Here is a 21,329-nt window from a genome sequence, read left to right as displayed (position 1 = left end):
GGCTTACGTTCCTTGGATGACTAGTGCAAGGTATTGAGTGTAGCTAAAACTTGCTCTGGGAGGATATCTTTTAGGCACTTCAAGTGACCCAGAGGGCACTCTCTCTTGTGGCATGGACTGCATGGCAAATTTAGCCAAATGACCTTAGCCTTTTCCGATAGAGGCGGGGTGTGTGACGGGTCGCTAGATCCAAATATGGCAACTTGTGGCGCCTTAAGGGCGGCAGCAATATGCATTAATCCAGAGTCGTTGCTGACCACTGCTTGGCTTAGGCTAATCAAGGCAATGGCTTCATCGAGCGAGGTTTTGCCGCACCAGTTATGAAGTTTTCTTGAGCTGGGAACTTGGGAGAGGATCTCTTGAGCAAGTACGGAGTCACTTTTGCTACCAAGCAAAATGACGTGATTATCGGAATTGTCGTCTATTAGAGATTGAGCAAGTTTTGCAAAGTGCTCTGTTGGCCAGCGCTTCGTAGGGCCATATTCAGCGCCGGGGCACATTACGTAAATTGAGCCAGCGATATTTGCTGCCGCTAAATTATTCTCTACAACTCTTTTTGCGAGAGCGGAAACATTTAATTTTGGCGCAGGCGGATCAGTAGCAATTTTTTCAGAGTGATCGCTGAGTAGTTGATTGAGGGCAAGATAGTGATCAACCATTGGGGGTCGATTCACTTTACTCGGGTTGTCTAATGAAAGGTTGATTAATCCATAGCGTAGTTCACCACGGTAACCAATGCGAAATGGAATATTTGCCAACCAAGGAATGAGTGCGGACTTAAAGCTATTGGGCAATACAAAACAAGCTTGATAGTGTTTTGCTGCTAATTTTTGCGCGAGTTGTTTGCGCATGCCCCATTGCAATTTCTTGTGCTCAAACTTTGCCTCGATGACTTCATGTACTTCTGAGCATGCGCGATAAATCGGTGCAACCCAGCTACTCGCAAGAACATCAATTTTGGATTCTGGATATAGAGCCTTGAGGCTTGCCAGTAAAGGCTGCGTCATTACCGCATCCCCAATCCAGTTTGGGGCAATGATCAGAATACTGCGCATGAGATGTATCCCGACTCAGCGCCCCTGAGGGCGCTGATAAGGCTTAGTGGCCGTGTGGTTTGGTACCCGGAATCAGCTTATATTCAGTACCGCAATATGGGCACTTCGCTTCACCGGTTTTAGTGATATCTAGAAAGACGCGTGGATGCGAATTCCAGGCTGGAGTTTTATTGGTGGGGCAATGCAATGGCAAATCTTTGCCATCCACCATTGTTACTTGAGCTTGAGTCATATCTCTTTTCCTAATTACTTAACGTAAGTAAGCCACGCTTTGTATTTGCTATCTCTGCCGTAGACTGCATCAAAATAAGTCTTCTGAATTTTTTCAGTGATAGGGCCACGCTTGCCATCACCAATGGTGCGATCGTCGAGTTCACGAATGGGCGTTACTTCAGCGGCGGTACCGGTAAAGAAAGCTTCGTCAGCGGAATACACTTCGTCGCGAGTAATACGCTTTTCACGAACTTCGTAGCCAAGATCTTTTGCAATCTGCATGACTGAGTCACGTGTGATGCCATCAAGACAAGAGGCAAGATCAGGTGTGTAAACGATGCCATTGCGAACCATGAAAAGGTTTTCGCCAGAGCCTTCAGAAACGTAACCTTCTGTATCGAGTAATAAAGCTTCGTCATATCCGTTTGCAGTTACTTCTTGATTGGCCAAAATCGAATTTATGTAATAGCCAGATGCTTTTGCACGAACCAGTGAAGAATTTACAAAATGGCGTGTAAAGGAGGAGGTTTTTACGCGAATGCCCTTATTTAAGCCGTCTTCACCCAAGTAAGCGCCCCATTCCCAGGCTGCAATCGCTGTATGGATGCTGTTGCCTTTAGGAGAGATGCCTAACTTCTGGGAGCCAATAAAGATAATTGGGCGGATATAGCAAGATTCCAGCTTATTGCTGTTAACAACCTGAATAATGCCCTTGGTGATCTCTTCTTGGCTGTAAGGCATATTCATCTGGAATATCTTAGTTCCATTGAAAAGGCGCTTTACGTGCTCCTGGAGGCGGAAAATGGCTGTGCCCTGGGGGGTTTTGTAGGCTCGAATACCCTCAAAAACACCCATTCCGTAGTGGAGACTATGGGTTAGGACATGAACATTGGCCTCACGCCAGGGAATCAGCTTCCCATCGGACCAAATAAAGCCATCGCGGTCGGACATCGACATTTTCTCTACCTTTTTATATCTATTAAACCGGGTTAATCGGGGCGCTAGGCTAGGGGTTTATTCATCCTGGGGCCAAAATGCGTCCAAGTCTCTATTGTAGAGCAGGCAGCGCAGTCAGATCGGCCCATTCCATTGGTTTTGGTAGCCCAGAGCATTTAGAATGGAGCATTCCCCATAAACCACCATATTTGCCCTAATCTCATGCCGGAATCATTATTCAAAGTTAAGCGTTTAAGCGATTTAGCCCAGTCAGGCCAACTCAAGGGAAAGCGAGTATTTATCCGCGCCGACCTGAATGTGCCCCAAGATGAGGCTGGAAATATTACCGAAGACACTCGAATTCGCGCTTCTATGCCTGCCGTGCAAATGTGTCTTGATGCTGGTGCTGCTGTAATGGTCACTTCGCATTTAGGACGCCCAACCGAGGGTGAATTTAAGCCTGAAGATAGCCTTGCTCCAGTGGCAGATCGCATCGCCACATTACTCAACCGTAAAGTCCCTTTAATTAGCGACTGGGTAAATGGTGGCTTTGAAGTAAATCCTGGTGAAGTGGTCTTGCTAGAAAACTGTCGCTTGAATGTTGGTGAGAAAAAAAATAATGACGAGCTATCAAAAAAGATTGCTGGCTTGTGTGATGTTTATGTAAATGATGCTTTTGGTACTGCCCATCGTGCAGAAGCAACAACCAATGGTGTCGCGAAGTTTGCTCCGGTTGCTTGCGCAGGTCCATTGATGGCCGCAGAATTGGATGCTTTGAGCCGTGCACTGGCAAGCCCTAAGCGGCCGCTCGTAGCAATTGTTGCTGGCTCTAAAGTTTCTTCTAAGCTCACCATTCTGAAAGCGTTATCAGAAAAGGTAGATGAGCTCATTGTTGGCGGCGGCATTGCCAATACTTTCATGTTGGCTAAAGGATTGCCAATTGGTAAATCACTTGCTGAGCCAGACTTAGTTGATGAAGCCAGAGAAATTATGGCGCTCATGGAAAAGCGTGGCGCTCATGTGCCCATTCCTGAGGACGTAGTTGTTGCAAATGAATTGTCACCACTCGCACGTGCAAACCGCGTTCCTGCGGATCAGGTTGCTGAAGACGACATGATTTTGGACATTGGCCCTAAGACGGCTGCGAGACTATCCATCATGCTTGCGCATGCAGGCACGATTGTTTGGAATGGCCCGTTGGGCGTATTTGAAATTGATCAGTTTGGTGGCGGCACAAAGATGCTTGCTGCAGCCATTGCGCATTCACCAGCTTTTTCTATTGCTGGTGGTGGCGATACCTTGGCGGCGATTGCTAAATACGGTATTGAAAATCAAGTGGATTACATCTCAACTGGCGGCGGCGCTTTCTTGGAATTCCTCGAAGGTAAAACTTTGCCAGCCTTTGCAGTATTAGCCGAACGGGCGAAAGACTAAATATGCTTCGAGCAACAAAAATCATTGCAACTCTTGGTCCTGCATCAGAAAAACCAGAGGTATTGCGTGACATGATTCGTGCAGGCGTAGATGTAGTGCGCATGAATTTTTCTCATGGCACAGTTGCTGACCATAAAGCGCGCCATGATTTGGTGAGAAGTATTTCTGCTGAAGCGGGCAAAGAAGTTGGCATCATGGCCGATTTGCAGGGACCAAAAATTCGTGTGGGTAAATTTGCCGACACCAAGATCCTTCTTAAAGAAGGTGAAAAGTTTATTTTGGATGTGGCATGTGAACTAGGTAATCAAGGTCGGGTTGGTTTAGATTACAAAGAGTTGCCAAATGATGTTAAGCCTGGGGATCGCCTGTTATTGAATGATGGCCTGGTTGTTTTGCGTGTCGAAGGCGTTAAAGGCGGAGAGATTTTTACTCTCGTAGAGCAAGGTGGCCCACTCTCCAACAACAAAGGTATTAACCGTGCCGGTGGTGGTTTAACTGCACCCGCTCTTACCGAAAAAGATATCGCTGACTTAGATGCTGCTATTGCTATGGGCGTCGATTTCTTGGCGATTAGCTTTCCAAAAGATGGCGCTGACATGGCCTATGCTCGTAAGTTGGCGGATGCAGCCAGTGCAAAGTATGGCGTTGGTAAGGTTCGCACTATTGCTAAAGTTGAGCGCGCAGAAGCTATTGAGCCAGATGCCCTTAAAAGCATTATTGCTGAGAGTGACGGCATCATGGTTGCGCGTGGTGACTTAGCGATTGAAGTTGGTAACGCAGCAGTGCCTGCTCTGCAAAAGCGCATGATTAAGTGGGCACGTGAGGCAGATAAATTTACGATTACTGCTACACAAATGATGGAGTCCATGATTAATGCTCCTGTACCTACTCGCGCAGAAGTCAGCGACGTTGCTAATGCGGTTTTGGATGGCACTGATGCAGTGATGCTTTCTGCCGAATCTGCTGCGGGTTCATATCCTGTCCAGACAATTAAAGCGATGGCAGAAATTTGTATCGAAGCAGAAAAGTCAGATCCCGTTAAGTTGGATACTGATTTTCTGGATCAAACCTTTACGCGTATTGATCAAACTATTGCATTGGGAGCCTTGTTTACCGCTCACCACTTACATGCCAATGCGATTGCTGCTTTGACTGATTCTGGGTCAACAGCCATTTGGATGAGCCGTCACAACATTCATGTGCCTATTTTTGCTCTGACTTCCAAGATTGCAACACAGCGCGCATTAAGTACTTATCGCAATGTGACGCCAATTGGCCTCGATTACACCAAGGATCGCGATACCGCTTTGCAAGAAGTTGAGGCCTGCTTGAAAAAAGCTGGCGCAGTAAACAAGGGCGATACGGTGGTCTTAACTTCTGGCGAGCCGATGGGTGAGCCTGGTGGAACGAATAGCCTCAAAATTATTCACGTGAAGTAATTCACAATCTATTTATCACTTTAAACACAACACTAATTAAGAGAACATCATGGCTTTAGTATCTTTACGACAACTCTTGGATCATGCAGCAGAGAATGGTTATGGCTTGCCAGCATTCAACGTAAACAACTTAGAGCAAGTTACTGCAATTATGGAAGCGGCCAATGAGGCCGATTCTCCAGTCATCATGCAAGCATCTGCTGGGGCGCGTAAATATGCTGGCGAAGCATTTTTACGCCATCTCATTTCCGCAGCAGTAGAGGCATACCCACACATCCCAGTCGTCATGCATCAAGACCATGGCCAAAGCCCAGCGGTGTGTATGGCTGCAATTAAAAGTGGTTTTACTAGTGTCATGATGGATGGCTCTCTCGAGGCCGATGGTAAGACGGTTGCAAGTTATGAATACAACGTTGATGTTTCCAAAGAGGTTGTGAAGTTTTCTCACTCCATCGGAGTCACTGTGGAAGCTGAGCTTGGAGTGTTAGGTTCCCTGGAAACTATGCAAGGTGATAAAGAAGATGGTCATGGTGCTGACGGCAAGATGACTCGTGAACAGTTGTTGACGGATGTTGAGCAGGCAGCAGACTTTGTGAAGGCAACCCAATGTGATGCTTTGGCAATTGCAATTGGCACTAGTCATGGTGCATATAAGTTCAGCAAAAAACCAACTGGCGATATCTTGGCGATTGATCGCATTAAAGAAATCCATGCGCGCATCCCAAATACCCACCTAGTAATGCACGGCTCATCCAGCGTTCCACAAGAGCTGCTTGCTGAGATTCGTGAGTTTGGTGGTGATATGAAAGAAACCTATGGCGTACCAGTTGAGGAGATTCAAGAAGGCATCAAGAATGGCGTTCGCAAGATCAATATTGATACTGATATTCGTTTGGCGATGACGGGTGCTATTCGTCGCTACTTTATTGAGAATCCAAGTAAATTTGATCCACGTGATTACTTGAAACCAGCGCGTGAGGCGGCTAAAAAAGTTTGTATTGCACGCTTTCAAGCTTTTGGTTCTGCTGGCCAGGCTTCGAAAATCAAGCCTATCTCCCTAGAAAAAATGGCTGAACTTTATAAGAGCGGCAAACTAACTCAGATCGTGAAGTGATTTAAATATGGCTGGTTTATACGCAACTTCTATTAAGTCATTACCTTTGCTATCTAAAGGCAAGGTGCGCGATGTATACGCCCTGGGTGATGACAAGTTATTGATGATCACCACTGATCGTTTGTCTGCATTCGATGTCGTAATGGGCGAGCCGATTCCTGAAAAGGGCGTTGTGCTGAATCAGATGGCTAATTTTTGGTTTGAGAAATTGGCATCAGTCATCCCCAATCATTTAACCGGCATTGATCCTTCTACTGTTGTGAGTGCAGATGAAGTAAGTCAGGTAAAAGGCCGTGCAGTAGTTGCTAAGCGCTTAAAGCCTATTTTGGTTGAGGCAGTGGTGCGTGGTTACTTGGCCGGTAGCGGTTGGAAAGATTACAAAGAAACTGGCAAAGTTTGCGGCATTGCTCTGCCAGCAGGTTTGGAGAATGCACAAAAGCTGCCTGAGCCAATTTTTACTCCAGCTGCAAAAGCTGAAGTGGGCGAGCATGATGAAAATATTTCTTTTGAAAAAGTCATCGAATTAATTGGTGAGAAGCTCGCCAATCAAATCCGTGAAGTTAGCATTCGTCTTTATAAGGAGGCATCTGAGTATGCCGCCACTCGCGGAATCATCATTGCCGATACCAAGTTCGAGTTTGGCTTGGATGATGCTGGGCAGCTAGTCTTAATGGACGAAATTCTTACTGCGGACTCTTCTCGTTTTTGGCCTGCTGAAACCTATTATGTGGGCTCAAACCCTCCGTCATATGACAAGCAATTTGTTCGTGATTGGTTGGAAACTGCTGAAGTAAACGGCAAGCTGTGGCCTAAGACTGCTCCAGCGCCGCAATTGCCTGCTGACGTCATTGAAAAGACTGCTCAAAAGTATCGTGAAGCCCTGACTCGCTTAACTCAGGGATAATATAGTCTTCGAAAGTATTGAGTTGATATTGAAGGCATTTGGAGAGGTAAATGAGTAAAAAGCCAATAGTCGGAATAGTGATGGGTTCCAATTCGGATTGGGATACCATGCAACATGCCGCCCAAATGCTTGAGCAGTTTGGAATTGCCCATGAGGCCAAAGTTCTTTCGGCGCACCGTATGCCCGATGACATGTTCCAATATGCAGAAAAAGCACAAGGCAATGGCTTGCAGGCAATCATTGCAGGTGCCGGTGGCGCAGCCCATTTACCAGGCATGCTCGCTTCCAAGACAATCGTTCCTGTTTATGGCGTGCCTGTGGCAAGTAAATATTTGCGTGGCGAAGATTCCTTGTATTCAATTGTGCAGATGCCTAAAGGCATTCCTGTCGCAACTTTTGCTATTGGCGAAGCGGGCGCCGCTAATGCTGCCTTGCATGTGATTGCTGGTTTGGCTTTGCATGACGCAGATTTGGCTAAGCGTTTAGAAGAGTTCCGCGTTAAGCAGTCTGATACTGCGCGCTCTATGAATTTGCCGGGATATTAAGTAATGGCAGATCGTATGGAACCCATTTTGCCGGGTTCATATTTAGGAATATTAGGTGGCGGTCAATTGGGTCGGATGTTTACTCAAGCCGCCCAGTCAATGGGTTACAAAGTTTGCGTTTTGGATCCTGGATCCAATAGCCCTGCTGGCTCAATTGCTGAAAAATTCATCCAAGCTGATTACACGGATTCTGCCGCTCTAAAAGAGATGGCTTCGCTTTGCGCTTCAGTGAGTACGGAGTTTGAGAATGTGCCTGCACAGGCGCTAGATGAACTCGAGTCATTGGGTGTCTTTGTCGCCCCACGCAGTAGCTGCGTATCTTTAGCGCAAAACCGGGTAGCCGAGAAGAAATTTTTAGCCACCTGGAAATCCGAAACGAATATTGGTCCCGCACCTAACTTTGTGATTGAGCATGATGCCGATATCGATCATGTCCCTGCAGATCTTTTCCCTGGAATTTTGAAAACTGCGCGCATGGGTTATGACGGCAAAGGTCAAGCCACTGTTTATGACTCAGAAGGTTTGAAAACAGTTTGGAATGATTTTGGTCGCGTACCTTGTGTATTAGAAAAGCGCATGGATTTAGATTTTGAAGTTTCGGCATTGGTCGTGCGTGGTTATGACGATGCGGTAGTTGCTTATCCCGTATCTCAAAATATTCACCGTGATGGTATTTTGCATACCTCGACTGTGCCGGCTCCATCCCTCAAGCCGGCGCAAGAAAAGAAAATCATTGAAGCTGCTAAAGCCCTGATTCGGAAGATTGATTATGTTGGCGTACTTTGTATCGAATTCTTTATATTGAAAAACGGCGATATCGTCGCCAATGAAATCGCGCCTCGTCCGCACAATTCCGGTCACTACACAATGGATGCTTGTGTCAGTAGTCAGTTTGAGCAGCAAGTGAGAGCAATGGCGCGCCTACCTCTCGGCGATACTCGTCAGTTGGCGCCAGTATCAATGCTCAATCTATTGGGCGACCTTTGGTTTGAGGGTAGTGAGGATCGCGCAAAAGAACCCGCCTGGAATAAGGTGCTTGCACATCCAGATGCAAAGCTCCATCTTTACGGTAAATCAGATCCGCGTATCGGAAGAAAAATGGGTCACATCAACTGTTTAGGTGAAGCTCTCAATGAGGCTCGTCAAAATTGCGCAGCCGTTGCCTCTGAATTAGGGATCGAGCCCTAGAAATGTCTGCGGACACAGCTGATAGTAGGTCCCCGCAATCTTCCGCAGTGATGAATGAAGCGGTGCAAACTTTACGTGATGGCGGTTTAGTTGCGTTCCCAACCGAGACTGTCTATGGATTGGGCGCAGACGCTAAAAATTCTGAGGCCATCAAAAAAATCTTTACCACCAAAGGGCGACCTTCTAACCATCCATTGATTGTGCATCTAGCAGCCCCGGATAAATTTGATCAGGCACAAGTAGATTGGGTTTCTATCTTAGCTCCGTGGGTAAGGGACATATCTGAAGATGCTTTGCGTTTGATAAATGCCTTTTGGCCAGGGCCACTAACACTGGTCTTCAAGAAAGATAAAAGTGTTCTTAATGAATTAACTGGTGGTCAGGATACGGTTGCCATACGCGCGCCAGCACATCCAATAGCGCAAGAGTTGTTACGAAAATTTAAGGGCGGTGTAGTTGCACCATCTGCCAATCGCTTTGGAAAAGTTTCTCCAACAAGTGCTGCAGATGTTCGCCATGAATTTGAAGGCGTTTTAGATCTTATGATTTTGGATGGCGGCGATTGTGAGGTCGGCATTGAGTCCACCATTATCGATTTATCTTCGGGTGACAGAGTACTCCTTCTTAGGCCCGGTGTAATAACTCCAAGTGAGATTCTCGCTAAGACTGGAATTAAGGTAATTCAGCGTGGCGAGAATTCAGAAAGTAATGCTGATGAAGGCTTGCCAAGAGTTTCTGGAAGCTTGCGCGCGCATTACGCACCTACAACTCCATTGCGTTTATACGCACCCGGTCGCGTTTTGGATGCCTTAAGCGAGTTCCCGGATACCAAGTCTCGTGTAGCTGTAGGGGTTTGGGACTCGGAGTCATCGCTTGGTGAGGATGGCCATCCATCGGTGTACTTTGAGGAAGTTGAGCTGCCTAGCGATAGTGGAGCTTTTGCCAGCCGGCTTTATCGTTCATTGCGTGATTTAGATCAGCAGGGCTGGGATTTAATTCTGTTTCCTGAGCCGCCTGCAGGTGAGGAGTGGGACGGCGTCAGAGATCGACTTCAGCGTGCGTGCTTTGGTTCTGGGCCATCCTCAAGTAGCCACGTTAATAGCTGATCATGCGCCTCAAGACCCCTCCATGCATTGGGGTGGTTAATAAAAGAGGTGACCGCATACATTTTTCCGGATTTGCTCAGTACATAGCCTGAGATCGCGCGAACATCTGCTAGTGAACCAGTTTTAATTCTTGCCTCAGGCTTTTTCTTAAGATGTAAAAATTTTCTCAGCTGCGTCATTAAGCGATTGCGCATCGTGCCATCAGTCCCAGCAATTGGCAGGCTGTTGTAGAAAATATCGCCCACTGGTAAATTGCGTGCAGTTAACAGTAGTTGGTTCATATTTCCTGCTGTGATTGCTTCATTGCGAGAGAGGCCGGAGCCATTTTCAATTACTAGGCCAGAAAAGTTAAGGCCATTCTGTTTGAGCCAGCTCTGAACAACGATTTCTCCATTGGCAGTAGTGGCAGGCTTACCCATTTTTTCTAATGCCAGTGTTAGAAGGAGTTGGCGGGCCATGACATTATTAGAGTACTTGTTAATGTCTTGTACGTCTTCCCCCAGAGTGATGCCTTCGAATTGCAGTAGTAAGCGAGCCGCAAGCGGCACCGTACCATTTTTGCCAATCGGGGGCTGCGCCCATACTCCACCAGCTAATTCCCAGGCAGCGGCAAATCCTTGCGTCAAAAATGTATTGGCATCAAGCGCAACTACGTTGTAATTTACCCCTTTGCACGCGCTTGGAAAGGCGCCAGAGAATTGTGCAGTCAGGAGTTGGCTTGTGCCATTTCCACTCTCAGGATCTAGATTAAATTGGATATTGCTCTTCCAGTTGTCACACGACCTATCAACCAATTGCATTTGGTTGTCAATTTTTAGGCCTGATAGCGTGGGTGTATAGCTGATATCTATGAAGTCAGCAGTACGTGATTTACCTAGCTGAAAGGAGAGTGTTCTAAATGCATAAAGCAAAGGATCTGGTGGAACGTTGTACGCACGCAGCGACTCGCCGTCGATCGTATTGTGTTCCATGACACTTGGCGCATAGGCGCTACGATCAAAGAATAGATTGCCATCAATTTTTTGGATGCCTAGACTCTGCAGTTCTTTCATGAGCTTAGTCAGCTCTTCTGGAATGAGCTTTGGATCACCTGTGCCTTGTAAATACAAGTTACCTTTCAGCGTTCCTTGGCGAATCAGACCATCGGTGTAAATATTGGTGTGCCAGCGATATTTGGATCCCAGGATATCTAAACCTGAAAGCGTGGTTAGCAGCTTCATGGTTGAGGCTGGATTCATGGCCTCTGCTGCACGCCAGTCCAAAATACTCTTGCCAAGCTGTTTTCCTGATTGACCTGGTTCTATCTCAATAACCGAAATACTGATGGAGTCTTTTGGGATTTGATTGCGCTCCAGGCTATTGCTTACTGCCTTGGGAATTGACACGCTGACATCATCCGCATGAACTGGCGGGGTGAGCAAGCCTGCGCAGACCGTTAGGGCTGCTAAAGTGGGTTTACGAAGGCATTTAAAAAAGTGTCGCATCCCCCATAGAATAAACCCCCGCTATCAGATATCAAAATTACTTAAGAATCCGAAAACTTCTCCAGGTATCGCAGAATATTTTGGTTCTGCTCCTTGAGCACCCTTTGGAATGAGTCTATTTTTTCAGATAGCGAGCCTTCATTCTCTAGGTGGTCGCAGGATTGAATAAACCGTTCAGCTCCTAGGAGCTGGGCGCCACCTTTTACCTTATGAATTAGGCTTTTTAAGAGGACCTCATTTACTGGCTCTAGATGCAATATCTCTAGGGCTTCATCGTGCACTTTTTTAATTTCCTCTAGTATCACCGCGATATGATTTGGTTTATCTCTTAAGAGATTCGCGAACGCGTCAAAGGTATATTCATCCAAGGTATTTTGTAAGTCTTCTGGGGCGCTAAACTCAATAATCTTGAAATAGCGGGTCAGCTCGTTTTCTAGGCCCATTAGGCTGAGAGGTTTAATTAAGACCCCGTTCATTCCGGCCGCTAAAAATCGATGACGAGAATCTAGTGCATAGATATCTGCCGTTACTCCGATGATGACGAGATCCGCAAATCCCTGTGAACGAATTTTCTTGGCTAATTCAGACCCCTGCATTCCTGGGATGGATTGATCTGTAATGAGTAAATCAAAATGTTGTTTTGAAAGCAGCTCTAGTGCCATGAACGCACTTTCACAGACTTCAACCTCAATGCCGAATGCCTCGAGTTGCAAGGATATGATCTGGCGGCTAGCTGGATGGTCTTCTACCACTAATGCTTGCAGTGGGCGCTTATCAGTCAGATAGTTTTTGGGGATAATTTTTTTAGAATGTAATGCTTGGTCATTTTCAGTGCTGGCCTTAGATGCAGCCATGCTTGTTCGAGGAAATGCAATGCTGAAATGAATATTGCTCCCAAATCCAGGGGCACTCTCAAAATAGAGTTGACTGTTCATTGATGTAACTAGATGGTTGGTAATGGTAAGTCCAAGCCCTGTCCCATTGGTTTGGTCTGCTTTCCCTGGTAATTGTTCAAAGGCTTGTAGTGCGAGTTTGATTTCTTCTTTACCCATGCCAACGCCAGTATCGATAACGCGAAACTCAATCAGCTGTCCAGCATGGTCATCGGCTAACACGCTAATGGAGAAGTAGATTTCACCTTGATCGGTAAATTTAATGGCATTACTCAGCAAGTTTTGCAGGATTTGACGAAGTCGCAAGGCATCCATCATGAGGACAGGGGCGATGCGCGGATCTTTGCTGGTGTGCAGTGAGAGCTTGTGTTTATTGGCAACTGTTGCGAAGGTAGAGTCAATATCGTCAATAAGCGAATTGAGGCAGTAGGGCTCTAAATTTAGCGTTAATTTTCCTGCCTCTATTTTGGAAAGATCCAAGACCTGATTCAAAATGCCTAAAAGAGATTCTGCAGAGGCATGAGCACTCTTTAAAAGTAATTTGTCGTTAGCGGGAAATTTCTGACTTGTAAGTAATAACTCTTGAACCCCCAAAATAGCATTCATCGGCGTGCGTATCTCATGACTCATCGTTGCTAGGAAGGCGGATTTAGCCGCATTTGCCTTTTCTGCTGTCTCTTTAGAGGAAATCAAGTTTGTCGTGATTTGCTCCTGGAGTATTTTTGTTCTTTGCCAGCGCCACATCATTAATGTGCCGGCAATCAGCAGCAAGAGTGTTGAAATCCAAGCGAGATTATTCCGGTGAAGATTATTACCAGGCTGCGACTCTAGCGGGTGAATAGCAAATAGATGACGTGACGCAATTGGATCGAGATTTTCCAGGAAGCGATTAAGAATATTATTTAACGGAGCGTCTTGATGCGAAATTAGCCAGCGGTATGCAAATGGTTCTCTAGTGTAAAGACCGTCAATCTGCAGTTCTGCTCTGTTCAGATTTTTTACCCAATACTGAGCCAGACGAATCGGGAGAATTAGAGCATCAATATCATTTTTTATTAAATCTAGAGTCAGCTTATCGAGTTGACTAGATACATTTGCTTTTGGCTCAGCAGTAAATATTGGACTTTCAAAGCCGCGGTCAAAGTACACAACATTCTTCGGATCAATCGGACCTTTATTTTTGTTGGCGAGGATGGCATCATGACCCCAAAAAATGGCTTCCGATAAAGAGCCAAATCGTAGATATTCCTCATCGACCTCAGGCGGATCAATGATGAAGTCCACTTCACCCTTAGCCAACTGATGCAAGCCTTCTTTATCCGTTTTTCTCCATGTCGGCAGAAATTGTTGTCGAGTGTAGTTTCCAAGCTTTTCAAGAACCATATGAAATACACCGGCATCCGTACCATTTCGCTTGCTTTGTAAATAAGGTGCATACTTTTCATGGATGCTAAATCGAACAATTGGGTGGGCATCGATCCATTGCTGCTCTTCATAACTTAAAGAGTGGGCGTGGGTAGTTCCAGCTGCCAGAGTGCAGGCAAGGAGTACTAAAGAGCTAATGAATCGATGCATGCTAGCTTTAGCTTTCGATGATCTTATTCATGCGGCAGAACAAAATTAAGTCAGCTATGTTGTTAATGCCTAATTTATCGAATACTCGAGTCTTGTATGTGGCAACTGTCTTATTGCTGATATGTAGCATGTCTGATATTTGTTGATTGGTATTACCTTTGCCTAGATATTTCATGACTTGCAATTCACGATCAGAGATCAGGGCTAATTTATCGTTATCGCTCAGAGAGCTATTGCCATTCTTCCCATGAGTAAAAAAGTTGTAACCCTGTGAGATAGCAACGCAAGCTGCCAGAATGACATCGGCTCCAGCCGTCTTGTTCACAAACCCATGGCCACCCAAAGATCGCACTCTGCCTCCATAAACCGCCTCATCCATGCTAGATAGCACCAGCATGCGAACTTCGGGATGCATTAAGCCAATGCGTCGGATAACATCAAAGCCGTCCGTCTTGGGCATATCTAAATCCAGAATCACCATGTTTGGATTTACTTCTTTCATGGATCTTAGGCATTCCTCGCCATTTTGGGCTTGTCCGACAATTTCAAATAGCAACTGATCTTGCAACATACTTTTTAGAGCCATCAGCATAGCTGGATGGTCATCTACCAACATCACGCGTTTTCTCATTACTTATCTCCGTTTTGGTTTGGGTGTTGATGAGGGTGCAGCGAAAAAATGGCTTTAGCGATTCTGCTATCGTTAATTTGTAATGTTTGGTGCCTACTTAATGGGGGCATCATTAATCCGCCATAGCAATGGTCGATCTGCCACTCGGCAGCATTTTCAATATCTTTTACAAGCGTAATATTGCTGGCGTAAATTTGCGTTGATGAATATGTTGGCCGCCTTATTTGAGACAGTGCATCAAAAGGTAGTAACTCTTTTCGGAGTTGGGCCATATCAATATGAACACCGTCCATTTGCATCTCTTCTACCCACTGCAATTGTTCTGCGCAGCCAGAGAAGTTGAGTAAGTGCAGTAGTGTTCCTAAACGACGCATACGTAGTAAGCCGTCCTTGTATTTAGATAACATACTGCGCTCTGGCATGGACTGTAATCCGATTGCAACCAGACCCACTGGCAAGCGTGAATTCAAAATCAGATCACTCATGGCATCTACATATTCGCTAGAGGCAATGACGTGCTCTGGAACAGGCAAAATTCCGGGAATAAATCTTCCGCTACGATGCCAGTAAGAGATTGCATCTAGGCCTTCCATAAATAGCCGTAGAAACTGCATATCAGTTGCAGTGATTAATGGTCTAAATAAAGAGCCGGTCAGTTTTGTCCCCTTGCAATTAAATATGGGTTCATGGCTAATCGCTTGTCGCTTGGACCAGGATTGGTGTTCTTCAAGGGCTTGGCTGCTAATGCCAAGCCAAGGTGCGCCACAGGCGTCTCGTACTTCTTGGAAGGGTTTGTTCTTCCATGCCTTTACAAGCGTGTACAGCCGGGATTTCGGGCTCATCAGCATTCTCCAATCGGTGACTGTCCAGTCTAGGCAGGACGGATTGGAGGGGTAAGGGCTTAAGCCTGATTTATCTGTAGGAAAAGACCTACTTACCTGTCCCCAGTATAGATAGGGCTTAAATCCATAAAGAATTTAAGGTGATCGGCCCTTGAAATCCGCTGAGTCAGACCTATATAATCAGCACTCCCTACACGCGAGTGCTAAAACAGGTGATTTATCAGTAAATTTACCTTGCTTTGCGTGTAATGAGATTGTAAAGCATTGATTTATATGGTTTATTTAAATAGTTAACACTTACTAACATAGGAGAAGAGATGAATTTGCGTCCCTTACATGATCGCGTAATCATCAAGCGTTTAGATCAAGAATCAAAAACTGCATCCGGAATCATCATTCCTGACGCTGCTGCAGAAAAACCTGATCAAGGTGAAGTTTTGGCAGTGGGCCCAGGCAAACGTGATGACAGCGGCAAATTAAACGCACCAGACGTCAAAGTAGGCGATCGCGTGTTGTTTGGTAAATATGCAGGTCAAACAGTAAAAGTTGACAGCGAAGAACTCATTGTGATGCGTGAAGACGACATCATGGCTGTTGTACAGAAGTAATTTCGGTATTTAAGAGAGGAATTTAATCATGGCAGCAAAAGACGTTGTATTTGGAGATAGCGCTCGCACCAAGATGGTCGAAGGCGTGAATATTCTTGCTAATGCAGTTAAAACAACTTTGGGACCAAAGGGTCGCAATGTTGTGATCGAGCGTTCATTCGGCGGACCAACAATCACTAAAGACGGTGTATCTGTTGCAAAAGAAATCGAACTTAAAGATAAGCTCCAGAACATGGGCGCGCAGATGGTTAAGGAAGTTGCTTCCAAAACTGCTGATATCGCTGGTGACGGTACAACTACCGCTACTGTATTGGCTCAGTCTATCGTTCGCGAAGGTATGAAGTATGTTGTTTCAGGCCATAACCCAATGGACCTCAAGCGCGGTATTGATAAGGCTGTTACAGCCGCTATTGAAGAGCTCGCAAAAATTAGTAAGCCTTGCACCACTACCAAAGAAATCGCTCAAGTAGGTTCAATCTCTGCAAACAGCGACCACAGCATTGGTCAGCGCATTGCTGAAGCAATGGAAAAAGTGGGCAAAGAAGGCGTTATTACTGTTGAAGATGGTAAGTCTTTGGAAGATGAACTCGAAGTGGTTGAAGGTATGCAGTTTGACCGTGGCTACCTCTCTCCATACTTCATCAACCAGCCTGAAAAGCAAGTTGCCGTATTGGAAAGCCCATACGTTCTCTTGTTTGATAAGAAGATTGCTAACATCCGCGATTTGCTCCCAGTACTCGAGCAAGTAGCGAAGTCTGGTCGTCCATTGTTGATCATTGCAGAAGATGTTGAAGGTGAAGCCTTGGCAACTTTGGTTGTAAACAACATCCGCGGCATCATCAAGACTTGTGCTGTTAAGGCTCCAGGCTTTGGTGATCGTCGTAAAGCTATGTTGGAAGACATCGCGATTTTGACTGGCGGTACAGTAATCGCTGAAGAAATCGGACTCACACTCGAGAAAACAACTCTTGAGCACTTAGGTCAAGCTAAACGTATCGAAGTAGGCAAAGAAAACACTATCATCATTGACGGTGCTGGCGATGCTAAAGCAATTGAAGCTCGCGTGAAAAACATCCGCGTTCAGATCGAAGAAGCAACTAGCGACTACGACAAAGAAAAATTGCAAGAGCGTGTAGCCAAATTGGCTGGCGGTGTTGCAGTGATTCGTGTTGGCGCTGCTACTGAAGTAGAAATGAAAGAGAAGAAAGCTCGTGTTGACGACGCATTGCATGCAACTCGTGCAGCCGTTGAAGAGGGTATTGTTCCTGGCGGTGGCGTAGCATTGATTCGTGCAATGCAAGGCATCAAGGGCTTGAAAGGCGATAACGCTGATCAAGACGCTGGTATCAGCATCGTATTGCGCGCTATGCAAGAGCCATTACGTACGATCGTAAGTAATGCCGGTGAAGACGCTGGTGTGGTTGTTAATGCCGTGCAAGCAAGCAAAGGTAATAACGGCTACAACGCGGCTACCGGCGAGTATGGTGACCTCGTTGCACAAGGCGTGATTGACCCAACCAAAGTAACTAAGACTGCATTGGTAAATGCTGCTTCTGTTGCAGGATTATTGTTGACTACTGACTGTGCAATCTCCGAAGCACCAAAAGATGACTCTGCTGGTGGCGGTATGCCTGATATGGGCGGCATGGGTGGTATGGGTGGAATGGGCGGCATGATGTAATAGCTGTCAATTTCCTCAGCCCTCTGGCTGTAGAAACTAAAACGCCTAGTTCAAAAGACTAGGCGTTTTTTTTATTTGTTACAGTGAAGTTCTACATCACTCTAAATGAATGGCGTCCAAAATGTCGCGCAACAAAATGGTAATGACAGCATTAAAGCTGGCGGTAGCTTCTTTAAGTTTTGTGTGCACTTTTTCAGGGGCTGCAGATCAGCCTGCTCCGGATTTCAAGCGGAGTATTTCGAACCTTCGCGGACAACGTTATTGTGAGGTCCTATATGGCAAGCGACACTGGCTTAACTTAGAGGTCAAAGTATTTAATACTCAGGGTTTAAACCTGTGCCCTGAGGATCAATGGAAAGCGTTATCTAAAGAGTCTATCGAGAAGGCGTATGACGCTTCATTTGTAGTGCTCAATGGGCCTCGCTATTGGATGATGGATGAGATTCAGGCGGCAGGAGAAACGGTCAATAGTGTTAAAGAATCTTTTGGCGGCATGGAGATGAACTTACGCGCCACTATTGATTTGAGTTTATTAAAGCAGTTGATGGGTAGTAAGCATTACACCCCCAATAAAATTTCCAGAACTACAAATTTCATATATAGGGCAGGGGGCAGTATTTATGAATTAACTTCACCTGCTGGTGAGGTGTATGTGATGCAGTCTTATTCGCAAATTGTTAACCCAGCATTAAATATAAAAGACTTGCCGATCCTCGATAAGCAACTCAAGCTTCCAGCAGGATGGGTTTACAGCAGTCGGGTTTTAGATCAAGATTTATCATTAGTCGCCAATGGTGTTGCATATGTGTTGCAAGACAACTTATCGAATAGTTACCAGCGGCGTTAATAGTTAATCGGCTTGTATGCCGCCGTCCTTGATCACTTTCTTCATTTTCACTAAGCCTTGGGAAATCATTTCTTTTAAATGATCTGGGCCCAACGGGACAAATTCAAATCCTTGCTGAATTAATTGCTCTCTGAGTTTTTGATCTTTGAGGGCAAGCGCCAAAGATTCATTTAGCTTATCAATAACAGCAGCCGGCGTGCCCTTGGGCGCTAATAATGCGCCCCAAGTTGAAAACTCATATCCTTTAACACTCTCACTAATAGTTGGAGTGTTTGGCAGTAATGGAGAGCGCGTTTTGCTGGCAACACCAAGGACCTTGAGTTTTCCAGCTCTAATATGCGGCAGTACGACTGATAGTGCGCTAATCATGACTGGCACTTGTCCTGCCATCACATCGGTAACCGCTGCCGCAGCGCCACGATATGGGATATGTACTATTGGAGCGCCTGTGTATTGCCGAAATATCTCCATGCCAATGTGTTGCGGTGAGCCGTTGCCACCAGATGCATAGTCAATCTTTCCGGGACGCTCCTTGGCAATTCGCACTAAGTCTGCTGCTGTATTGCCTGGAAAGGATGGGTTAGCCACCATCACAAATGTAATGGCTGCAACTTCAGATATTGGGGTAAAGCTTTGGATGGGATCGTAGTCAATCTTTTTGTAAAGATTTGGCAGCATCGTCAAAATACTGTCATTAAATGCGCCTAGGGTGTAGCCATCAGCAGGACTTTGAGCAACTTTAGCCGTACCAATTAATCCTGCGCCTCCGGGAATATTTTCTATGGTGATCGCCTGACCTAGGTTCTCCCCCATTTTTTGCACAATAGGGCGCATTAGGATATCTACCCCACTGCCAGCCTGCAGCGGCATGATAGTTTGAATAGTTCGGTTGGGGTAGCTATTTTGGGCGCCAGCAGAGTTAATCCCAGCCACGGAAAGGATAATTGTTAGCAATACTGATTTGATATGCATTGTCTGTCTCTAGTGTTGTCGTTATTGGGCATTCTGTGGATACCTTGCGCCTATCTTAGCGCAATACAAAACTGTCCGTAGGCGACCTTTTATCTTGTATGATTTACTCTAGAACAAGTGCATTCAGTGCTCAAATAAGGTGTAGTTTATGAAAAAGTTACTTTTAGTTATTACTTCAGTTTTTTTACTTGCCTCTTGTGCTGGATCATCTGGGGATAGCGTCAATATTAACGATATTGATTTGTCTGATTTAGATTCAGGTTGCGCAAGTAGTTGCGTAAACAACTATTCTTACTGCATTGACCGTGCTTCTGTTTGGTCATTCAATTCAGAATGCAGAAACATTTTGAAGCTTTGCTCTCAAACTTGTAAGCCCAGAAAGTCATCGAAATAAGAGATTTCTGATTCACTAGAAATAAAAAGACCCGCCGAAGCGGGTTTTTTTATTGAGTATTGATTATTTCTACAAGGAGTTTGCTTACTCCACAGCCTTAACCATCTCTTCAACCACTTTTTTCGCATCACCGAAGACCATCATGGTTTTATCCATGTAGAAGAGTTCGTTATCTAAACCAGCATAGCCAGCTGCCATCGAGCGCTTATTCACAATGATGGTTTTTGCTTTAAATGCTTCCAGGATTGGCATGCCAAAGATTGGGCTGCCAGGAGTGCGCGCTGCTGGGTTAACCACGTCGTTCGCACCAAGCACTAATACCACGTCAGCTTGACCAAAGTCGCTGTTGATATCTTCCATCTCAAATACTTGATCGTATGGAACCTCTGCTTCTGCGAGAAGAACGTTCATGTGACCAGGCATGCGGCCTGCTACTGGGTGAATCGCATATTTAACGGTCACGCCATGATGGGTTAATTTCTCAGTCAACTCCTTCAAGGCATGTTGAGCACGAGCAACTGCTAAGCCATAACCAGGAACGATGATGACTGTGTCAGCATTTTCCATAAGGAAAGCGGCATCTTCAGCTGAACCTGTTTTGTAATTCTTGGGGCCGCCATCATCATCACCACCTGCCGCTGCTTCAGCGCCAAAGCCGCCAAGCAATACAGCCAGAATCGAGCGGTTCATTGCCTTACACATAATGTAAGACAGAATTGCGCCTGAGGATCCAACGCAAGCACCAGCGATGATCAATACTGGGTTGTTTAAAGTGAAGCCGATACCAGCTGCCGCCCAACCAGAGTAGCTGTTGAGCATAGATACCACTACCGGCATATCAGCGCCGCCAATAGGAATAATTAAAGTCACACCCAATACCAAAGCAATTGCACACATTGCTAGGAAGGCTGCGTGGCTATCACCCATGTAGTAAGCAATACCTGCGCCCACCATTGAAACAGCCAAGATTAAATTGAGTAAATGTTGACCGGCGAAGCTAACGGGTTTGCCGCTAACCTTGCCTGACAACTTGCCGAAAGCGATAACTGATGCAGTAAAGGTAATTGCGCCAATAAACGCGCCAATAAAGAGCTCGATCTTCTGAGCGCCAGTATGGTCATGTGCTGGATTAAACACGGCGGCAATCGCAATCAATACGGCTGACAAACCAACAAAGGAGTGCATTAAAGCAACCAACTCTGGCATCTTGGTCATTTGCACGCGCTTAGCGGCAACGGTTCCAATGATGGCGCCACCAACAATCGCAACCCCAATTAGGGAGATGACTGGCTTGAAGTCAGGAATAAAGAAAGTGGTGATGACTGCTAGCAACATACCAATCATGCCAAAGGTGTTGCCTTGGCGTGAGGTGGTTGGTGAGGATAGGCCACGCAATGCGAGGATGAACAACACCGATGAGATGAGATAGGAAATAGCGGTTATGTTTGACATAGTTTTGGTCTCTATA

At 45.8% G+C, this 21,329-nt stretch carries 19 protein-coding genes; 10 read left to right on the top strand and 9 right to left on the bottom strand.

Annotation, left to right across the window (positions count from 1 at the left end; genetic code table 11):
- Positions 1 to 20: 20 nt before the first annotated feature.
- From waaF to C2745_RS08375, 3 genes are read right to left on the bottom strand one after another with little or no spacing between them, the layout of a single operon-like run.
- Positions 21 to 1,055 (bottom strand): lipopolysaccharide heptosyltransferase II, encoded by a 1,035-nt coding sequence (gene waaF / locus C2745_RS08385; RefSeq protein ID WP_215384149.1) that lies wholly within the window; start codon positions 1,053 to 1,055, stop codon positions 21 to 23.
- Positions 1,056 to 1,098: 43 nt separating this feature from the next.
- Positions 1,099 to 1,287, bottom strand: a complete 189-nt coding sequence (locus C2745_RS08380; protein WP_215384148.1) for a zinc-finger domain-containing protein — start codon at positions 1,285 to 1,287, stop codon at positions 1,099 to 1,101.
- Between the two features lie 14 nt (positions 1,288 to 1,301).
- The gene (locus C2745_RS08375) at positions 1,302 to 2,225 is read right to left on the bottom strand and encodes a branched-chain amino acid transaminase (RefSeq protein WP_215384147.1); all 924 of its coding nucleotides are present in this window, start codon (positions 2,223 to 2,225) and stop codon (positions 1,302 to 1,304) included.
- A 201-nt stretch (positions 2,226 to 2,426) separates the two neighbouring features.
- Here C2745_RS08375 and C2745_RS08370 point away from each other — a divergent pair, with 201 nt between their 5' ends.
- Genes C2745_RS08370 through C2745_RS08340 form a run of 7 tightly spaced genes read left to right on the top strand, consistent with a single transcriptional unit; the run spans position 2,427 to position 9,934 of the window.
- The gene (locus tag C2745_RS08370) at positions 2,427 to 3,638 is read left to right on the top strand and encodes a phosphoglycerate kinase (RefSeq protein ID WP_215384146.1); all 1,212 of its coding nucleotides are present in this window, start codon (positions 2,427 to 2,429) and stop codon (positions 3,636 to 3,638) included.
- A gap of 2 nt (positions 3,639 to 3,640) precedes the next feature.
- A complete protein-coding gene (pyk, locus tag C2745_RS08365) occupies positions 3,641 to 5,077 on the top strand; it encodes a pyruvate kinase (protein ID WP_215384145.1) in 1,437 nt (478 codons plus the stop codon).
- A 49-nt stretch (positions 5,078 to 5,126) separates the two neighbouring features.
- On the top strand, positions 5,127 to 6,191 hold the full coding sequence (gene fba / locus C2745_RS08360) for a class II fructose-bisphosphate aldolase (RefSeq protein ID WP_215347708.1): 1,065 nt from the start codon (positions 5,127 to 5,129) through the stop codon (positions 6,189 to 6,191).
- 7 nt (positions 6,192 to 6,198) lie between these two features.
- Positions 6,199 to 7,095 (top strand): phosphoribosylaminoimidazolesuccinocarboxamide synthase, encoded by an 897-nt coding sequence (locus C2745_RS08355; protein ID WP_215384144.1) that lies wholly within the window; start codon positions 6,199 to 6,201, stop codon positions 7,093 to 7,095.
- A 50-nt stretch (positions 7,096 to 7,145) separates the two neighbouring features.
- Positions 7,146 to 7,640 (top strand): 5-(carboxyamino)imidazole ribonucleotide mutase, encoded by a 495-nt coding sequence (purE, locus tag C2745_RS08350; RefSeq protein WP_215384143.1) that lies wholly within the window; start codon positions 7,146 to 7,148, stop codon positions 7,638 to 7,640.
- 3 nt (positions 7,641 to 7,643) lie between these two features.
- Entirely contained in the window at positions 7,644 to 8,828 is a 1,185-nt protein-coding gene (locus C2745_RS08345) for a 5-(carboxyamino)imidazole ribonucleotide synthase (RefSeq protein ID WP_215384142.1), read from the top strand.
- Between the two features lie 2 nt (positions 8,829 to 8,830).
- A complete protein-coding gene (locus tag C2745_RS08340) occupies positions 8,831 to 9,934 on the top strand; it encodes an L-threonylcarbamoyladenylate synthase (protein ID WP_215384141.1) in 1,104 nt (367 codons plus the stop codon).
- On the opposite strand, the gene dacB is transcribed toward C2745_RS08340, so the two are convergent.
- The 4 genes from dacB to C2745_RS08320 are packed head-to-tail and all read right to left on the bottom strand — an operon-like array spanning position 9,880 to position 15,359.
- Complete coding sequence (gene dacB, locus C2745_RS08335; protein WP_215384140.1) at positions 9,880 to 11,418, bottom strand: D-alanyl-D-alanine carboxypeptidase/D-alanyl-D-alanine-endopeptidase; 1,539 nt, start codon at positions 11,416 to 11,418, stop codon at positions 9,880 to 9,882. The two genes, C2745_RS08340 and dacB, sit on opposite strands and share 55 nt — an antisense overlap.
- 41 nt (positions 11,419 to 11,459) lie before the next feature.
- Positions 11,460 to 13,886: an ATP-binding protein gene (locus C2745_RS08330; protein WP_215384139.1), complete on the bottom strand. Its 2,427-nt coding sequence runs from the start codon at positions 13,884 to 13,886 to the stop codon at positions 11,460 to 11,462.
- A gap of 7 nt (positions 13,887 to 13,893) precedes the next feature.
- Positions 13,894 to 14,517 (bottom strand): response regulator transcription factor, encoded by a 624-nt coding sequence (locus C2745_RS08325; protein WP_215384138.1) that lies wholly within the window; start codon positions 14,515 to 14,517, stop codon positions 13,894 to 13,896.
- On the bottom strand, positions 14,517 to 15,359 hold the full coding sequence (locus tag C2745_RS08320) for a diguanylate phosphodiesterase (protein ID WP_215384137.1): 843 nt from the start codon (positions 15,357 to 15,359) through the stop codon (positions 14,517 to 14,519). The genes C2745_RS08325 and C2745_RS08320 overlap by 1 nt, the downstream gene beginning before the upstream one ends.
- Before the next feature lie 317 nt (positions 15,360 to 15,676).
- On the opposite strand from C2745_RS08320, the gene C2745_RS08315 reads away from it, so the two are divergent.
- From C2745_RS08315 to C2745_RS08305, 3 genes are all read left to right on the top strand, one after another.
- Positions 15,677 to 15,967, top strand: coding sequence for a co-chaperone GroES (locus C2745_RS08315; protein WP_072582790.1), 291 nt, complete (start codon positions 15,677 to 15,679; stop codon positions 15,965 to 15,967).
- A gap of 28 nt (positions 15,968 to 15,995) precedes the next feature.
- Complete coding sequence (gene groL, locus C2745_RS08310; protein WP_215384136.1) at positions 15,996 to 17,648, top strand: chaperonin GroEL; 1,653 nt, start codon at positions 15,996 to 15,998, stop codon at positions 17,646 to 17,648.
- 121 nt (positions 17,649 to 17,769) lie between these two features.
- Entirely contained in the window at positions 17,770 to 18,495 is a 726-nt protein-coding gene (locus tag C2745_RS08305; protein ID WP_215384134.1) for a hypothetical protein, read from the top strand.
- A gap of 3 nt (positions 18,496 to 18,498) precedes the next feature.
- Here the strand turns inward: C2745_RS08305 and C2745_RS08300 are convergent, their stop codons facing one another.
- Together C2745_RS08300 and C2745_RS08295 are read right to left on the bottom strand one after the other, a co-directional pair.
- Positions 18,499 to 19,467: a tripartite tricarboxylate transporter substrate binding protein gene (locus C2745_RS08300; RefSeq protein WP_215384132.1), complete on the bottom strand. Its 969-nt coding sequence runs from the start codon at positions 19,465 to 19,467 to the stop codon at positions 18,499 to 18,501.
- Between the two features lie 478 nt (positions 19,468 to 19,945).
- Positions 19,946 to 21,313, bottom strand: coding sequence for an NAD(P)(+) transhydrogenase (Re/Si-specific) subunit beta (locus tag C2745_RS08295; RefSeq protein ID WP_215384131.1), 1,368 nt, complete (start codon positions 21,311 to 21,313; stop codon positions 19,946 to 19,948).
- Positions 21,314 to 21,329: the final 16 nt, after the last annotated feature.

Source organism: Polynucleobacter sp. AP-Kolm-20A-A1, assembly GCF_018688315.1.
Classification (GTDB): domain Bacteria; phylum Pseudomonadota; class Gammaproteobacteria; order Burkholderiales; family Burkholderiaceae; genus Polynucleobacter.
The sequence above is the reverse complement of the archived record's forward strand: the minus strand, read 5'-3'. Positions and strand labels throughout refer to the sequence as shown.

Bases quoted from the DNA above. Each gene is read 5' to 3' on its own strand.
- C2745_RS08330 (WP_215384139.1), bottom strand. From the start codon at position 13,886: ATGCATCGATTCATTAGCTCTTTAGTACTCCTTGCCTGCACTCTGGCA.
- pyk (WP_215384145.1), top strand. From the start codon at position 3,641: ATGCTTCGAGCAACAAAAATCATTGCAACTCTTGGTCCTGCATCAGAA.
- C2745_RS08375 (WP_215384147.1), bottom strand. From the start codon at position 2,225: ATGTCGATGTCCGACCGCGATGGCTTTATTTGGTCCGATGGGAAGCTG.
- purE (WP_215384143.1), top strand. From the start codon at position 7,146: ATGAGTAAAAAGCCAATAGTCGGAATAGTGATGGGTTCCAATTCGGAT.
- C2745_RS08380 (WP_215384148.1), bottom strand. From the start codon at position 1,287: ATGACTCAAGCTCAAGTAACAATGGTGGATGGCAAAGATTTGCCATTG.
- fba (WP_215347708.1), top strand. From the start codon at position 5,127: ATGGCTTTAGTATCTTTACGACAACTCTTGGATCATGCAGCAGAGAAT.
- C2745_RS08340 (WP_215384141.1), top strand. From the start codon at position 8,831: ATGTCTGCGGACACAGCTGATAGTAGGTCCCCGCAATCTTCCGCAGTG.
- C2745_RS08295 (WP_215384131.1), bottom strand. From the start codon at position 21,313: ATGTCAAACATAACCGCTATTTCCTATCTCATCTCATCGGTGTTGTTC.
- C2745_RS08315 (WP_072582790.1), top strand. From the start codon at position 15,677: ATGAATTTGCGTCCCTTACATGATCGCGTAATCATCAAGCGTTTAGAT.
- C2745_RS08355 (WP_215384144.1), top strand. From the start codon at position 6,199: ATGGCTGGTTTATACGCAACTTCTATTAAGTCATTACCTTTGCTATCT.
- C2745_RS08320 (WP_215384137.1), bottom strand. From the start codon at position 15,359: ATGAGCCCGAAATCCCGGCTGTACACGCTTGTAAAGGCATGGAAGAAC.
- C2745_RS08325 (WP_215384138.1), bottom strand. From the start codon at position 14,517: ATGAGAAAACGCGTGATGTTGGTAGATGACCATCCAGCTATGCTGATG.
- C2745_RS08305 (WP_215384134.1), top strand. From the start codon at position 17,770: ATGTCGCGCAACAAAATGGTAATGACAGCATTAAAGCTGGCGGTAGCT.
- groL (WP_215384136.1), top strand. From the start codon at position 15,996: ATGGCAGCAAAAGACGTTGTATTTGGAGATAGCGCTCGCACCAAGATG.
- C2745_RS08300 (WP_215384132.1), bottom strand. From the start codon at position 19,467: ATGCATATCAAATCAGTATTGCTAACAATTATCCTTTCCGTGGCTGGG.
- waaF (WP_215384149.1), bottom strand. From the start codon at position 1,055: ATGCGCAGTATTCTGATCATTGCCCCAAACTGGATTGGGGATGCGGTA.
- dacB (WP_215384140.1), bottom strand. From the start codon at position 11,418: ATGCGACACTTTTTTAAATGCCTTCGTAAACCCACTTTAGCAGCCCTA.
- C2745_RS08345 (WP_215384142.1), top strand. From the start codon at position 7,644: ATGGCAGATCGTATGGAACCCATTTTGCCGGGTTCATATTTAGGAATA.
- C2745_RS08370 (WP_215384146.1), top strand. From the start codon at position 2,427: ATGCCGGAATCATTATTCAAAGTTAAGCGTTTAAGCGATTTAGCCCAG.